At 35.2% G+C, this 14,975-nt stretch carries 17 protein-coding genes; 14 read left to right on the plus strand and 3 right to left on the minus strand.

Translation table 11 applies throughout. The features are described from left to right. Positions 1–22 precede the first annotated feature (22 nt). The 10 genes from fliS to TDSAC_RS00830 all read left to right on the plus strand — a co-directional run bounded on the left by fliS (position 23) and on the right by TDSAC_RS00830 (position 8,990). On the plus strand, positions 23–409 hold the full coding sequence (gene fliS / locus TDSAC_RS00785) for a flagellar export chaperone FliS (protein WP_108307976.1): 387 nt from the start codon (positions 23–25) through the stop codon (positions 407–409). After that, a complete protein-coding gene (locus TDSAC_RS00790) occupies positions 367–756 on the plus strand; it encodes a hypothetical protein (protein ID WP_150130260.1) in 390 nt (129 codons plus the stop codon). Before fliS ends, TDSAC_RS00790 begins: the two co-directional genes overlap by 43 nt. Positions 757–871: 115 nt before the next feature. Further along, positions 872–1,990, plus strand: a complete 1,119-nt coding sequence (locus tag TDSAC_RS00795; RefSeq protein WP_108307980.1) for an HD-GYP domain-containing protein — start codon at positions 872–874, stop codon at positions 1,988–1,990. After that, entirely contained in the window at positions 1,977–2,216 is a 240-nt protein-coding gene (locus TDSAC_RS00800; RefSeq protein ID WP_199919826.1) for a carbon storage regulator, read from the plus strand. The genes TDSAC_RS00795 and TDSAC_RS00800 overlap by 14 nt, the downstream gene beginning before the upstream one ends. Continuing rightward, entirely contained in the window at positions 2,197–2,865 is a 669-nt protein-coding gene (locus TDSAC_RS00805; protein ID WP_108307984.1) for a FliH/SctL family protein, read from the plus strand. Before TDSAC_RS00800 ends, TDSAC_RS00805 begins: the two co-directional genes overlap by 20 nt. 2 nt (positions 2,866–2,867) lie before the next feature. Further along, positions 2,868–4,175, plus strand: a complete 1,308-nt coding sequence (locus tag TDSAC_RS00810; protein ID WP_108307986.1) for a FliI/YscN family ATPase — start codon at positions 2,868–2,870, stop codon at positions 4,173–4,175. Then, entirely contained in the window at positions 4,172–5,230 is a 1,059-nt protein-coding gene (locus TDSAC_RS00815) for a flagellar biosynthesis protein FlhF (RefSeq protein WP_108307988.1), read from the plus strand. The genes TDSAC_RS00810 and TDSAC_RS00815 overlap by 4 nt, the downstream gene beginning before the upstream one ends. Beyond that, positions 5,227–6,216: a MinD/ParA family ATP-binding protein gene (locus tag TDSAC_RS00820; RefSeq protein WP_108307991.1), complete on the plus strand. Its 990-nt coding sequence runs from the start codon at positions 5,227–5,229 to the stop codon at positions 6,214–6,216. Before TDSAC_RS00815 ends, TDSAC_RS00820 begins: the two co-directional genes overlap by 4 nt. A gap of 41 nt (positions 6,217–6,257) precedes the next feature. Next, on the plus strand, positions 6,258–6,656 hold the full coding sequence (locus tag TDSAC_RS00825) for a surface-adhesin E family protein (protein ID WP_108307995.1): 399 nt from the start codon (positions 6,258–6,260) through the stop codon (positions 6,654–6,656). Between the two features lie 9 nt (positions 6,657–6,665). After that, positions 6,666–8,990, plus strand: a complete 2,325-nt coding sequence (locus tag TDSAC_RS00830; protein ID WP_108307997.1) for a glycosyltransferase — start codon at positions 6,666–6,668, stop codon at positions 8,988–8,990. A gap of 6 nt (positions 8,991–8,996) precedes the next feature. Here TDSAC_RS00830 and TDSAC_RS00835 read toward each other — a convergent pair whose 3' ends face one another. Then, on the minus strand, positions 8,997–9,689 hold the full coding sequence (locus tag TDSAC_RS00835) for a DUF2225 domain-containing protein (protein ID WP_108307999.1): 693 nt from the start codon (positions 9,687–9,689) through the stop codon (positions 8,997–8,999). Positions 9,690–9,779: 90 nt separating this feature from the next. Here TDSAC_RS00835 and secG point away from each other — a divergent pair, with 90 nt between their 5' ends. Continuing rightward, positions 9,780–10,010 (plus strand): preprotein translocase subunit SecG, encoded by a 231-nt coding sequence (gene secG / locus TDSAC_RS00840; RefSeq protein WP_108308004.1) that lies wholly within the window; start codon positions 9,780–9,782, stop codon positions 10,008–10,010. An 8-nt stretch (positions 10,011–10,018) separates the two neighbouring features. Beyond that, positions 10,019–11,365, plus strand: a complete 1,347-nt coding sequence (locus TDSAC_RS00845) for a glycosyltransferase family 2 protein (protein WP_150130261.1) — start codon at positions 10,019–10,021, stop codon at positions 11,363–11,365. A 39-nt stretch (positions 11,366–11,404) separates the two neighbouring features. Here TDSAC_RS00845 and TDSAC_RS00850 read toward each other — a convergent pair whose 3' ends face one another. Then, complete coding sequence (locus TDSAC_RS00850) at positions 11,405–12,310, minus strand: sensor histidine kinase (RefSeq protein WP_108308009.1); 906 nt, start codon at positions 12,308–12,310, stop codon at positions 11,405–11,407. 24 nt (positions 12,311–12,334) lie between these two features. Between TDSAC_RS00850 and TDSAC_RS00855 the strand changes: the two genes are divergently transcribed. Together TDSAC_RS00855 and pstS are read left to right on the plus strand one after the other, a co-directional pair. Continuing rightward, a complete protein-coding gene (locus tag TDSAC_RS00855) occupies positions 12,335–13,009 on the plus strand; it encodes a response regulator transcription factor (RefSeq protein WP_108308012.1) in 675 nt (224 codons plus the stop codon). A 91-nt stretch (positions 13,010–13,100) separates the two neighbouring features. Continuing rightward, the gene (gene pstS / locus TDSAC_RS00860; RefSeq protein WP_108308015.1) at positions 13,101–14,183 is read left to right on the plus strand and encodes a phosphate ABC transporter substrate-binding protein PstS; all 1,083 of its coding nucleotides are present in this window, start codon (positions 13,101–13,103) and stop codon (positions 14,181–14,183) included. Positions 14,184–14,246: 63 nt separating this feature from the next. On the opposite strand, the gene TDSAC_RS00865 is transcribed toward pstS, so the two are convergent. Further along, positions 14,247–14,972 (minus strand): SIR2 family NAD-dependent protein deacylase, encoded by a 726-nt coding sequence (locus TDSAC_RS00865; RefSeq protein WP_108308017.1) that lies wholly within the window; start codon positions 14,970–14,972, stop codon positions 14,247–14,249. Positions 14,973–14,975: the final 3 nt, after the last annotated feature.

Below are 14,975 nucleotides of genomic sequence, written 5' to 3' on the forward strand. Positions count from 1 at the left end.
ATTTTGGTAAAGGAGGAAAAAGATGACGCCTTATGGCTCGCAGGTATATAAAACAAATGAATTAGAAACGTCTCCACCCTGGAAGATTTTGATAATGTCTTATGAAACTATTATAAAAAACCTGAAAATAGCCAAAGAAGCTATTAAAAAGAAGGATTTTTTTGTAAAGAGTAAAAGTATATCCAAAGCTCAGATGATAATACTTACTCTGATTTCAATGCTCGATCAAAGTCAAGACAAAGAAATTGTAGGCTCTCTTACTTCCCTGTACTTTTATTACACAAAAGAGCTAACAATAGCAAATGCTGAGAATTCTATTGAGAGGATAGACAACGTGATTGGCCTTATAGATACTCTAAAGAGTGGTTGGGAAGAGGCATTTTCAAAGATGGGACTCTTGGTGAAGTGAGAGAAGAAGAACTTTTTAAGAAGTTCAGGGAACTTCTTATTAGAGAAAGAGAGTTGTTGAAAGAAAAAAGGCTTTCTGATATTGATGCTATTATAAAAGAAAAGAGTCTAATAATTAGAGAACTTGATGAGATAAAGGTTAAATTTGGTCAATTTAAGCCTGAATCGCTAAATATTTTGAATGAATTGAAAAGGATTCAAGGTGAAAATATCGAAATATTAAACAAAGAGATTGAAAGAGTAAAACAAGATCTTAAAGATTTGAGATTTGATGAGGACTCAAAGAGAGAATATTTGCAGTCAAATTTAGTTGAAGATAAGAAAAAGCTTTTAGATCAAAATACTTAGTTTAGATAATAAATATTGTTTTTCTTCTGGGTGGCCACCTTCCTTGTGATATAATAGCAATTAAAGGCAAAGACTTACTTTTTTTGCCCAAAATTTTTGTTGGGAGTTCATTTCAATGATAAGAACTAGAGTCGAAAATCTTAAGGAAGGTGACGTATTAGCCTACCCTGTAATTGATGAAGCAGGTCGTGTTCTTATCGGAGCAGGTATACCACTGAAGGCCATAGTCATAAAGCGCCTTAAGGAATTGGGTTTTAACTATGTTTATATTGAGGCGCCTGGCTTTGAGGACGTTGAGCGACTTGAAATGATATCCCAAAATACAGAACTTGAAATAATAAAGACGTCAAAAGATGTATTTGGCAAGATAAAAAGGACTCAAGAACTAGACCCCCAAAAGATTCAACACCTTGCTGTTACCGTGATAAATGAAATACTGAGCAAGAAGAACATTGCCATAGTAATAGATGACTTGATGGTGTCTTCTGATTATCTATTTAGGCACCTTGCTAGAACGATGCTTTTTTGCTCTATTTTGGGTATAAGCATGGGATATAGCGAAAATAAACTCAGAGATTTAGCAAAAGCAGCATTTTTACACGATATTGGATATGCATTTATAGACGAAAGCATTAGAAACAAGAAGGGGAAACTTACTCCTGAAGAAATAGAGATTATAAAACAGCATCCAAAGCTTGCCGATGTTATTCTTACAAAAAATAATTTTTCTTCAACAGTTCGAAAAGCAGTTTTACAACACCACGAGAGATTTGATGGGAGCGGTTATCCGTTAGGGTTAAAAGGGGAAGAGATTTTTGAGCTTGCAAGGTTAATTGCTGTGATTGATGTCTTTGAAGCTATGACATCTGAAATGCCTTATAGAAAGGCTCTTTTCCCAAGCGAGGTATATGAATACGTTATGTCTCAGTCTGGTAGACTCTTTGACCCGGAAATTGTAAAGCTTTTTTCAAAAAAGATAATAATATATCCGACTGGCACGTCGGTAATTTTATCAAATAACCTTGTTGGAGTAGTGAAGTCAATAAATACGTCTTATCCTTTAAGGCCTGTTGTGAAGGTTTTTGCAAAGATGTCAGATGAAGGAACTGTAACTTATCTTGAAAGGGATATTGAGATTGACCTGCTCAAAACTTTGGATGTCGTTATAGTCGGATCTACTGATTTGTATGGGAACATTATAGATTACGAGAGAAATATTAGTGTTAGTTATTAGCAGAAAACCAGGTCAAAGTTTTGTTATAAGCGATAATATTGTGATAACGATAATCTCTATTGAGAGAGATGTGGTAAAGGTTGGAATTGATGCTTCAAAAGATATTAGAGTTCTAAGAAGCGAGCTAGTTGACAGGATAAAGGATTCGATGAAAAATTCTGTTTTTAAAGAGAAAGATATGAATAGTCTGTTAAAAGTCTTAAAAGATGAAAATAAAAAACTCTAGGGTTTTAAAAAACGTATATTTGGGGAAAGAGTGTTTTGTTGTTCCTGTGAAACAGCAAACTGAATGTTCCGAGCCTGAAGCGTTGTCAAATAATATTGATAAAAAAGAAGAAACAGTGGATAAAGAAGATATAATAAATAAAGCAATGTCTGAAATCGAAATGCTAAAAGAAAATGCTAGAAAGGATGGTTTCGAGTTAGGATATAAAGAGGGGATGAAAAAGGCGCAGGAAGAAATAGAGGCAAAAGAAAAGGAGTGGCTTCAGGTATTTAAAGAAAATATATTAAAGTTAGAAAAAGAAAATAAAGAATATCTTGATAGGGTTGAGAAGAGACTCGAAGAGGAAGCCTTTAATATAGTAGTGAAGTCAGTGAGCCAGATTTTGCACTCTAATTTACTGAAAGACGTAGAAATACTAAAAGAGCGAATAAGAGCTTTTCTAAGGGAAATTCCTCCTAGTGTTGAGATAAAGATAAAGGTTTCAAAAGATGACGCAGAAAGATTTTATGGTTTTGAATTGCCAGTAGAAGTTGATCCGGTTTTAAAGAGTGGGGATTTTATGATAAAAACAGATTTAGGCTTTCTTGACGGGAGAATAAAATCTTTGGAAGATGATTTTATAAAAGAATTAAAGAGGATCTTTGAGTAGATGTGAAGAATCTCAAAGTTCTAAGAGATTTTATAGAAGATTACAATTACCTCCCCTGGAATGGTACAATTGATAAGATTAGCGGTTATGTAATTGAGTCGATTGGTCCCAAGGCTTCAATTGGTGAAATAGTATACATTGATTCAGGAAAAAACCAAATACCATGTTTGGTTATTGGATTTTCTTCAAACAAAGTATATCTTACGCCTTTTGACGCCATTGAGGGTATAGAACCAGGCTCAATAGTAAAAAAGACGGGAAAACAGCTGGGATTGTGGGTAGGTAAGCACCTTTTGGGACAGGTGTTAGATGGTTTGGGGAGACCCTTGTCAACTGGATATATAGAAAGAGATGATATGTCTCAATACAGATCGATTGAAAACAAATCTCCACATCCGCTAAAAAGAGGGAGGATAAAAGAACCTATATCAACGGGTATCAGAGCAATAGATGGACTTTTGACTTTAGGGAAAGGGCAAAGGGTAGGGATCTTTGCAGGATCTGGCATTGGTAAAACTACACTTCTTGGAATGATATCAAGATTTTGTAACGCACAGGTAAATATTATTGCTCTAGTTGGAGAAAGAGGTCGTGAGGTTAGAGAGTTTTTGGAGGAAAGCCTAGGCGAGGATGGCCTTACTAAATCTGTAGTGATAGTGTCAACTTCAGATAATCCTCCTTCCCAGAGAGTACTTTCGGCCTTTACTGCGACTGTGATAGCAGAATACTTTAGGGACCTTGGGATGGATGTTCTTATGGTGATGGATTCTCTAACAAGAGTTTGTATGGCACAAAGGGAATTGGGACTCTCAATTGGAGAGCCACCTACTACTAGAGGATATCCGCCATCTGTTTTCACGATGATGGCAAGACTTTTAGAGAGAGCGGGGACTTCCGATAAGGGTTCAATAACTGGCATTTATACTGTACTTGTAGAAGGGGATGACCTTGCAGAGCCAATAGCAGATCATGCAAGAAGTATATTGGATGGTCATATAGTCTTATCTAGAGACCTTGCCGAAAGGGGGTACTATCCTCCAATTGATATTTCACAAAGCATAAGCAGGCTAATGAGTTCTATCACTGATAAAGAGCATCTAAATCTTAGTTATCGAATAAAAGAGTTGATAGCCTCATATAAGGAGGCGTATGATCTTATTAACATAGGGGCATATCAGAAAGGTTCAAATTCAAAGATTGACGAAAGTATAGAAAAGATGTCGAAAATAGAGGAATTTTTAAAACAATCACCTGATGACGCTTCAAGCTTTGATAATACTCGTAGACTTCTGGAGGAGATATTGATATGAACGTAAAAAGATACATTGCAAAAACTATTCCTGAAGCTATCTTGATGATTAGAAGAGACCTGGGGGAGGATGCGCTTATACTGTATTCCAGACCTATCAATACTGCTCCTCGTTGGATGATCTGGAGAAAGGAAAATGCGTTTGAAGTAATTGCAACGGTTAATCAGGAGAGCAGAAAGCTTGATGAACTGGCTAAAGAGGTAGAAGAATTTAAAAGGGAATTACAGGTTTTGAAAAAAAGTCAGGAAAGCCTCTCACTTCTTAAAAAGGCTAAAAGAGTTGATGAACCTGAAGTGCCGTTCTTGAAATTTCACAACTTTCGTGGGAAAACAAAAGATTCATCTATATTGATAAGTACTACAGGAGAGTTTGATGCTGGAGCAAGATATTTTTTTAAAGGGCTTGGCTTCTACCCCTTTTTTAACGAAAGAGCGGGGGTTATAGCGCTTGCATTTTTAGGTCCTACTGGAGCAGGGAAGACTACTACAATTGCAAAAATAGCTGCGAGGATGTCTTTATTGATGAAGAAAAGGGTTTGTCTTATTACACTTGATACCTTTAGAATAGCAGCTCTGGATCAACTTAAAGCTTATGCAGATATTATGGAACTGCCTTTTTTTGTGGCGCACTCTCCTAAAGAATTGAAAGAGATCGTAAAAAAAGAGAAAAATTCAATTGATCTCTTTCTTATAGATACTATGGGATTTTCTCCTTTTCAGGACAGTAAAATTAAAGAAATTTCAGCTTTTTTGTCTACTGGGATAGATACGGAAATTCATCTAGTTCTTTGTGCTAACTATAAACCTCAAGAATTAAACCTTTACATTAATAAGTATAAAGCACTTAAGCCAGTTAGCATCATATGGACCAAGCTTGACGAAGTAGTGTCTCTTGGACATATTATTGAGCTTTCAATTGAAAACAATTTGCCTATTTCACTTTTTGGCACCGGCCAAAGCGTTCCTGATAATCTGGAGGTAGCATCTGATGAATTTCTCTCAAACCAATTAAACTCTAAATATAGAGATTTTTACCCTGAAGGTTCTGGGATATGAGCGATCAGGCGCAAGAATTAAGAAAGCTAAGGGAAAGACTAAGTAGCGTTTTATACTCTCAATCAAATCGACAACCATTTAAAAACAAGCTTTCAATCTCTTTTGCTGGTGGGAAAGGCGGTACAGGAAAGACAGTGCTTAGCGTGAACGTAGCCCTATCCTTTGCAAAAAATGGAATAAAAACAGTTCTTCTGGATGCAGATGTGGGGCTTGCAAACGCAAATATAATATTGGGGATAAAACCTAAAAAAAATTGGGCTGATTTTTTGTACAACAATGCCCCATTTGAAGACATATTGTACTTTTATAATAGTAATTTTATATTGATTCCTGGAGCATCAGGCATCTCAGACGCTGCAAATCTTCCATCTTACAAACAAGAGGAACTTCTTGTATCCCTTGATATCCTTGAGTCTCAGACAGATATATTAATAATTGATGTGGGGGCAGGAATTCAGGATAATATAATAAACTTCTCCATTGCATCAAACAATATTGTTGTTGTTACCAATCCCGATCCAACCGCTCTTACCGATGCTTACAGCTTTATCAAGATAATCTCTAATAGGCTTTCTGTTGTTCATAAAATATATCTTGTAATAAATATGGCAAGGAGCTTTGATGAGGTTAAAAGAATTTATGAAGTATTTATACCAATGGTAAAATCAAGATTAAACGTAAATTTAGAAATACTTGGGAGTATTTCATATTCTGAAGAAATGGTTTTGTCAGTAAAACAAAGTAAACCTCTTCTAATAAATTATCCTAGATCTGGTGCTTCAAGACAAATAGAGATTATTTCCAACAAGCTTTTAGAAAACCTTTATAGTCAAAACCGGATTCAAAGCATACTGCCAAAATCTCATTTTAACAAACCCGATGAGTTTGAGGCTTCTAGAAAGGAAGGTTCTAAGAGTGGATTAGATATTACCAAAAGCGATTCCTTTGTTTCAAGGTTTTGTAAATTTTTTGGAATAAAAAAGTAAGAATTTATCGTATAATAAAAAATAAATTATTTGGAGGAAAAATGGAAGATAGATGGTTTTTAGGGGTTGCAACAGAAGATGAAGATTACTTTATAGATACACGCTCAATTCAAGAAGAGGATGGTTTTTTGGAAGTAATAATAAAGGAAGTTTTAAAGAGTGAATCAGCAAAAAATCGAGAATTAGAATTTATTGAGTCTAAGATTAATAAAAAAATAAATTTAGATCACTCCCTTTGGAAGTGGAGATTCAATCCTAAAAATATGACGTATACCATTCTTTCTATTGGATACTTCGATTCGAATGGCAAATTACTTCTTAATATGAAAAGCGATGAAAGCGATCTACATTGGGAGGAAATAGAGCCTGAAACTGCTGCTGAAAACATCTTTGAAGCGGTAAAAGACGTAGTGCAAAATATGCCTGAAAAAGGGATATAAAGTAATTTTATGTCATTTGATATTGTATTTTCTGGCATTTATGATAAATATCAACTATATAACTCTTTAGAGGGCTCAGATTGGGAACTTGCTGTCGTAAACATTCACATAATCAGAGGACAGGTTTTTTTTGATATAGTTCTTTGCGATAAGTTGAGAAACAAAATATTTCCTATTTTTCTAAATACATTTGAAGAAAATAGGCTATTAATCCCCAATGTATTGAAAACTATTGATATAACTAACTTATCAAAAATTTTCGAGCAATCTTTTACAATAATCTCATCTTACAAAGATAACATAAAACCACCTAATACTACGATTTTTACTGAAAACTATAACTATATAAAGTCACTAGATAATAACGTTAACCCGCATAGAAGGTCATTTCCTGGTATTGGTAATGCATCGTATTTAAAGTTTATCTTGTTTTATAAGCATGTTGCTAATATTATTAGATTAAGAAATAAAAAAAGATTGGATCTTAATATCCTTGATTGTTCATGTGGCAGTGGTTATGGCTCGATTATTCTTGGCTTTATTGATAATGCTGTTATCTGTGGGGCTGATAAGGACGAAGGAGCAATCAATCTTGCAAAGGCGTTAAATTTTAGTAAAGAAAATGTAAGTTTCGTAAACTCCTCAATGGAAGATTTGTATAAATTTGGTTCTAAATATGACTATGTTGTGAGCCTTGAAACTATTGAACATGTCCAGGATTCTGAGAAATTTTTAAATTGTGCAATAGATCTCCTTAAAGGTGACGGTACTTTAATTCTAAGCGTTCCTCACTGGCGATATCACGGAAGCGATTTGAATTCCGATCATGTTAGTAATTGGACACCTGACAAGGTAAAAAAATTTTTCGATAAATTTTTTGAGAGGGTAGAAGTATACTTTACAGAAGTAGTAAATTTAGACAATGTTTTAAACCAGGACTTTAGTCTTAAAGAAGATATAGATAAAAAAGCAATCGAAAATATCTTTGTAATAGCAAAAATAAAAAACAGGAGATATTCTTCAACTTTTTATGTGGGGAGAAAACCAAGAAGGCTTCTTTTTGTAAACCACTCTATTCCTCCATATGAACATACAGGTACACCGTTGGCTACTTATTCCCAAATGAAGCATATGAGATCTTTAGGATATGAGACTGCTGTTTTGATACCTCACCCTGATGCATCTACAAAATTTAAAAAAGAGAATGCTTTGAGTGATACAGTTTATAAAATACCTATTCTCAATTGGCAGGAGAGATTTTTGGACGACGCCTTTTCTGGGTATAATTTACGGGACTATCTTGGTATGGTGGAAGATGTTCTGGATGACTTCAAGCCAGATATAATTCACCTGGGAGATTATGTGGGAATGAGCTCAAAGATTATAGAGCTATTTGAAGCAAAGGGTATTCCTATATGTAGAGAAGTTCACGCTATTGAAGAGCTGTGCTTAAAAATCAGACCATCTGGAGGCAATATGGATGGTTTGTGTACAGGTCCAGAGTCAGTTGAAAAGTGTGCAAAGTGTGTTCTTAATAGTATGTACGAATCAAATGAGCTTTTTTCAATTAGGCTTTTATCTGAAATTATAGGAAAACTTCTTGCAAGGTTTAGATACATCAACTACCTTTACGCTAAGTTTGACGCGGTTATCTTCCCATCTTCTAGTTGGATGGAATATATGATGAATTATTTAAAGATAAATAAGGACAGGGCATTTGTTGTGCCCATTGGTATAGATATGAAATCGCCGAGAAAAATTTTTATGCAAGAAGACTCTATTAAAAGAAAAAACCTTAATTTAGCTTATCTTGGCACTGTCGCAATGGGAAAGGGGCTTGGCATTTTAGAAAGACTATTCAAAGATAAAGATTTACTAAGTAGAGATTTTAACCTTTATATATTTGGCAGATGTCAGGACGGCGAATCAGAAGAAAAGGTTAAATGTCTTGAAGAGGAATCGTTTGGTAAGGTAATTTATATGGGATCATACGAAAGAGATGATTTACCAAAGATTCTTAGTTCTATGGATCTAGGCATTTTGCCATATTTATATGAATCATATTCTATGGTTACAAGAGAACTATTGTATTTTGGTATTCCCGTAATCTCATTTAATACCTATGGTATAGATGAAATAATAAAAGACTCTTATAACGGTTTTCTTATAGAATTAGGTGATGTAGAAAGTATGAAGGAAAAAATTGTTTACATATTGGATAACAAAGAATTAATTGCCAAATTAAAAGAAGGCGCTTTTAACACCTCTATTATCACTCCACAGGAAGAAGCGCGCATGTTAGATGAGATATACAAGAGAATAGCGAAAAAATAAGCCCTTTTATTTATTTTTTATTATATTTTTTACTGTCATCCACAATTCTTTTATCATTGAATAGGCCTTAGGGTCAGTTGATCCTTTTGGATCTCTTGAAAAAGAGAAGTTTAACCAGTAGACAGCCTGTTCAAGCCTATTGAGTTTGAAATACATCGAAGCTATCATGTATTCTACAAGGGTTTGACTCATTTTTCCACCTAGCGGAAATTCTTCGTGATCATATGCCTTTTCGTAAAACTCTATAGCTTTTTTTCTGTACTCATCTTCATCTGAAGATCCAAAGCTTTTAGCAAGACAGGTCATCCTGAAATATATTCCTGCTAGAAGGCTTGCGCTGTGACCTGCTATATTAGCACAATAAATTGCCTGCTCGTAAGCGTCTATAGCACGCGCATAATCTCTTTCGCCTGTAACATCTATTTTATAAAGTTTTGATTTGGGAAGCTCTTTTTGGAGTAGCGTTATTACTACATCTGAAAGTTTGTTTTGAAAACTGTGATCAAGATTTGCATAGCCACACTCAGGACATACAACTGGGCTATAAAGATTTGGATTTATGCCTTCATAGGTATTGCACATATCAATGTCTCTACTCTTTATCCTAAAGGCATTAGTTTTCAATTTTAATTGTTTAAATTTAGCCTTACATACGGGGCAGACAAGATCTGTTTGGAAAAATTTGTTTTTGTCGAACAATCTTTCACCTTCTTGATTTTTTTCTTATGTGATATTATATATAAATTAGTGAATTTTGTATAATTTATTTCAGGAGGAATTGCTTATCAGATGATTGATTTTTTTAAGAGTGCCATACTGCTTTTTGAAGTAGGAGTGGCAATTTTGCTAATTGCGTTAATTTTGCTCCATGGTCCAAAAGGAGAAGGTCTGGGATCTATTGGTGGAGAGGCAAGGCTATTTACATCTCCACAGGGTTCTACTTCAGGCTTAACCAGACTCACTGCTTACGTAGCGGGAGTTTTTATTTTACTTGCATTACTTATGGGAATTTTTTGGTAGGTGAGAAAGTGTCAAAACTTGCTAAGATAAGCCTTCCAATTTTCAACTCACTCTTGTTCTTTGCTTTTTTGCAGGGGATTGCTACTCACACCTTTGAGTGGCTCCAGTGGCTAATGATGTTTTTCATTGTATATGGCACTGTAATATTAGGGGGCTTTATAATAAAGCAATTTGAAGATCAAAAGATCGACGAGAAATACAAGCCATATGTTAGCATACTAATACCAGCGCACAACGAGGAAAACGTCATTAGAAATACTGTTCTTGACGCTATAAATCAAGACTATATGGATGATAAAGGCAAAAAATTATTTGAGGTAATTGTTATAGACAACGTTTCTAGCGATAATACTCCTGTGATCTTAAGGCAGATGCAAGATGAATACCCAGAACTAAGAGTTATCTATCAGGGTCAAGATGCAAAAAGGGGTAAACCTGCTGCCTTGATAGCCGGTTTAAGGGAATCTCAAGGAGAAGTCATTGCAGTCTTTGACTCTGATACCAGGATTCCATCTGATTTTATAAAGAAGTGCATGCCATATCTATCCGATCCGAAGGTCGGAGGGGTTCAGTCGTTAGTTAGGATGTATAATGCCGACAAGAATTTTTTGACAAAGGCCCAAGACGATGAGTTTGCCATATTTACGAGAATATATCAGGAGGGTAGAGACTTTTTAGACGGTGCGCCTACCCTTGGGGGTAATGGTCAAATAACCAAAAAAGAAGCCATTTTAGCTGTTGGTGGCTGGAATGAGCATGCTCTTACTGAAGATCTTGAGCTTTCACTAAGGTTGTATGAAGCGGGGTATAACATTAGATTTTGTCCTGAGGTATCTGTTTATCAGGAAGGGGTAGAAAACTTCGGTGCTCTTGTGAAACAGCGAACCAGATGGGCTCTGGGTTATTTACAGTGTCTTATGGAACATACCCCTAAGATTATTTTTTCCAGGATGGCTTTTAATAAGAAGTTAGACTTAAGTTTGACTCTTTTTTCTATATTTTTGCCATATTTAACTTTGGTGGGTTATGCGTATCTTTTACTTGAGCTTAGCAGGATATTTATGTTTTATACGACTTTACCTTCCTTTATACTTAACTTTCTGGCTTTTGCATTTCTTGTTAATGCAAGCGTGGGCGCAAGAGTTTTAGGTCTACCCAGAAAGTCTTTACTTTATGTTCCATTAAGGTATTGGTTTTTCTCGCTTCACTGGTTAATTGCTTATATACAGGCTATGTGGAAGATGTGGCTTATGTGGATAAATGATGAAGCTCCTTTCTGGGACAAAACCCATCACAACGGTTTGCAGGAAGAGACTGCAAAGGGCGTGTCTGCTGCCTTTCAAGTTATAAAGTAGTATAAAAATAAATGTATATAGAAATGTTTCCTGTAACTTTTAAAACCTAAGTTCTACTCGTGCTCCCATTTCGTTTGAGAAGTGAATCAAAATGCCTGCCATTTTTGCAAGGCTTTTAATTATTGCAGTTCCTAGACCGATTCCTGAGCTATCCTGCCTATTTAGCTCCTTCATTTCTCCTTCTTTAAACCCAGGGCCACTATCCTCTATAACAAGAATATTTTCATAGAAGCTAATAAATATTGGTTCTTTCCCGTGAATTTTTGAATTTAGTAGTATATTTTTTGTTATAGTTTTAAGAATATACGGGTCTGTTTCAACAGTTTTGTCTCTTTCAATATTTATTTTTACATTTAAATGTGAATTTTTTAAAAAGGAATTTTTTAAAACTTCTTCAAGGAATAATAAGATATTAATTTTAGCTTTTTTTATATTTATTAGGCCTAGTTGAATTTTTGTTATTACTATAGCGTTATTTAATGCAAGATCAAGTCTTTTTATCTTATCTAACACCTTTTCTGAGAAAGCAGAATCTATATTGCCTGTAGCTTCTCCTGTTTCTATAATCGAACTAATGGCTGCAACTGGGGTTTTTAATTCATGAGAGATCTGACCAAGAAGTCTTTTTTTTAGCTCTGACTCTTCTTTATTTTCTCCAGGCTTTAAGACTATGATTCTCAAATCCTGTGACGACTTTAAAATAAACGTATATTTTGTTAAATTCATGCCTAAAAATATCTCTTTTTCAAAGTCTTTTATTTTGTTATCCTTTAATATCTCGTGGGCTTCAGAGAACCTAAGTACTTCAAAATAATATTTGCCTTCTAAATCTTTTATCCATGAAAATTCTTTGAATTTTTTATTGAAGTAGACAATCTGTCCTCTTTTGTCAATAATTAAAACAGGGTATTCAATTAGTTCAATAACCTCTTTTAAAAGTTCCATGTTATCTGATATTATAATAGAAATATGGACAATAAAATTCTTTTAGTTGAAGACGATATTGATATATCAAATAATATAAAGACTTTCTTAAGCCTAAACGGCTTTAAAGTTGTTCAAGCTTTTAGTGCAGGCGATACATTTGACATTTTTGATGAAAAAGAAATTTCTCTTATAATACTTGACTTGATGCTTCCAGATATGTTTGGTTCTGAAATACTTAAAGTTTTAAGGGCAAGGGGGATAAAAATTCCTATTTTGGTCCTTTCGGCGCTTTCAGAAGAACACAATAAAGTTAGTTTATTAGAGTTGGGGGCTGATGATTATCTGACGAAGCCTTTTGGAATGAAAGAGTTACTTGCAAGGATAAAGAGTCTTATCAGAAGAAAAGATGGCTTTGGTTTGGTAGCTGAGAAGGGACCATTCAGAGTAGACAGGGAGAAGAGTCAGATTCATTTCCACGGAAATTTGATGAATTTAACTGCTACTGAGTATAAATTGTTGCTCTTTCTTTTTGAAAATAGTGGGAGGACTTTCTCCAGAGAAAAGCTTATAGATAAGGTTTGGGGAGAAGAATATTTTGTTGAAGCGAGGATGGTAGACGTATATATTAGAAGGTTGCGGGAAAAAATAGAGGCCGATCCTTCAAATCCACAAATATTAAAAACGAGGCGGGGATTTGGGTATGTTCTTGAGATTTAGCCATTTAACTATAAATTAACTTAAAATTAACGCCCTATTAACATTTTGACTGTATATTGATTCAAGTACAAATTTATTAGGAGGTTTATTTATGAAAAGAATTTTGCTTTCTTTATTAGGCGTTTTCTTACTTGTTGCTACAGTTTTTTATGTGGCTGGATGCTCTAGTTCCAATGCTCCTCAGTCGGCTTCCCAGGTAAAGCAGCTTACTGGTGCTGGTTCTACTTTTGTTTATCCTCTGTTTTCAAAGATGTTTGAGGAATATAAGAAAGAAAAAGGAGTAGAAGTTAATTATCAGTCAATAGGATCGGGAGGCGGTATTAACGCTCTTAAAGATGGTACTACTGACTTTTCTGCAAGCGATGCCTATATGTCAGAAAAAGAAATGCAGGCTGTGCCAGGTGGGGTGGTTACTATTGCAGATGCTGCGGGCGCTGTGTCAATCTCATACAACATTCCAGGAGTCAATGACCTTGTTTTAGACGGCAAGGCTATAGCTGATATATATCTTGGAAAGATTAAGGATTGGAATGACCCATATCTTAAAAAGCTTAACCCAGGCGTAAATCTTCCAGCCAAACCTATAGTGGTAGCCCACAGATCCGATGGTTCTGGAACGACATTCATTTTTACCCATTATCTTTCTCTTATAAGCCCTGACTGGAAGGATACAGTTGGTGCTGGAACCTCAGTTAAATGGCCAGTAGGCCTTGGTGGAAAAGGCAGTGAGGGCGTTACTGCTATTGTTAAACAGAATCCTTATTCAATAGGATATGTAGAACTAACCTATGCGCTTCAAAATAATATTACTACTGCAAAGGTAAAGAATAAATCAGGCAACATAATTGCTCCTACCCTCGAGAGTACAAAAAAGGCATTCGAAGGAGTAAAATTGCCTTCTGATATGAGGGCTCTTGTCCTTGATACTTCAAATCCTGAAGGCTATCCTATAACTGGATTTACTTTCATACTCTTACACAAAGAAATGAATTACAAGGGCAATACGCTGGCAAGGGCGAAGGCAGTGCTTAATCTGGTAAAGTGGATTATTACTGATGGGCAAAAGTATTGTGAACCTCTTGATTATGTTCAGCTTCCAAAGGAAGCGGTTGATATAAATATGAAGAATTTAGAGTCAATTACCTGGGATGGGAAGCCAATTCTTACAAAGTAAATTTTAATTTAGAACAAAAAGCCATCTTTCGCTTGATAGTAGCGAAAGATGGCTTTTTGTTTTTTAAACTAATAGCTTCTTGTATATTTCTTCAAGAACCAAACTTGAACTCTCGTTGAACACAACATCGGCAAAGTCATCCAGGTGAGTTTTTGCTTTGTTAATTATAATTAGTTTTGAATTAAACTTAAGTGCTGTTTCCGGAATAGCTGCTGCAGGATAAACGCTTAAACTTGAGCCTATAACAATACAGGTTTTAGCCTGTTTTATGATATTCATCGCATTGTTAAAACTAGATGGCATAGCTTCTCCAAATAGAACAACATTAGGTCCAATTGCTCCGCCGCAATTTGGGCACATTTCAACGTCATCTAAAATGCTTGATGGGAATATGGCTTTACAGGTTCTGCAATATGCCTCTTCTATATTGCCGTGTATTTCTATAACTCTTTTAGAACCTGCCTTTTGGTGCAATCTATCAATATTTTGAGTTATTACACACGTTACAAGTCCTATTTCTTCTAATTTTGCGACTATTTCGTGTGATCTATTTGGGCTTGCAAGCTTTATCTTTGAGAGCCTTTCTCTATAAAACTTAATAAATTCGCTTCTTCTTTCGTATAGCGCGTCTATAGATGCAAGCGAAATAAAGTTTTCCTGGTTCCATAGTCCCGTAGGAGATCTGAAATCTGGTATGCCGGACTCAGTAGAAATGCCAGCACCAGAGAATACAACTACTTCTCCCTCTTGAACAATATCAGCTGCTTTCTTATAGTCATCGCTTGACATATC

This window comes from Thermodesulfobium acidiphilum (assembly GCF_003057965.1).
GTDB lineage: Bacteria > Thermodesulfobiota > Thermodesulfobiia > Thermodesulfobiales > Thermodesulfobiaceae > Thermodesulfobium > Thermodesulfobium acidiphilum.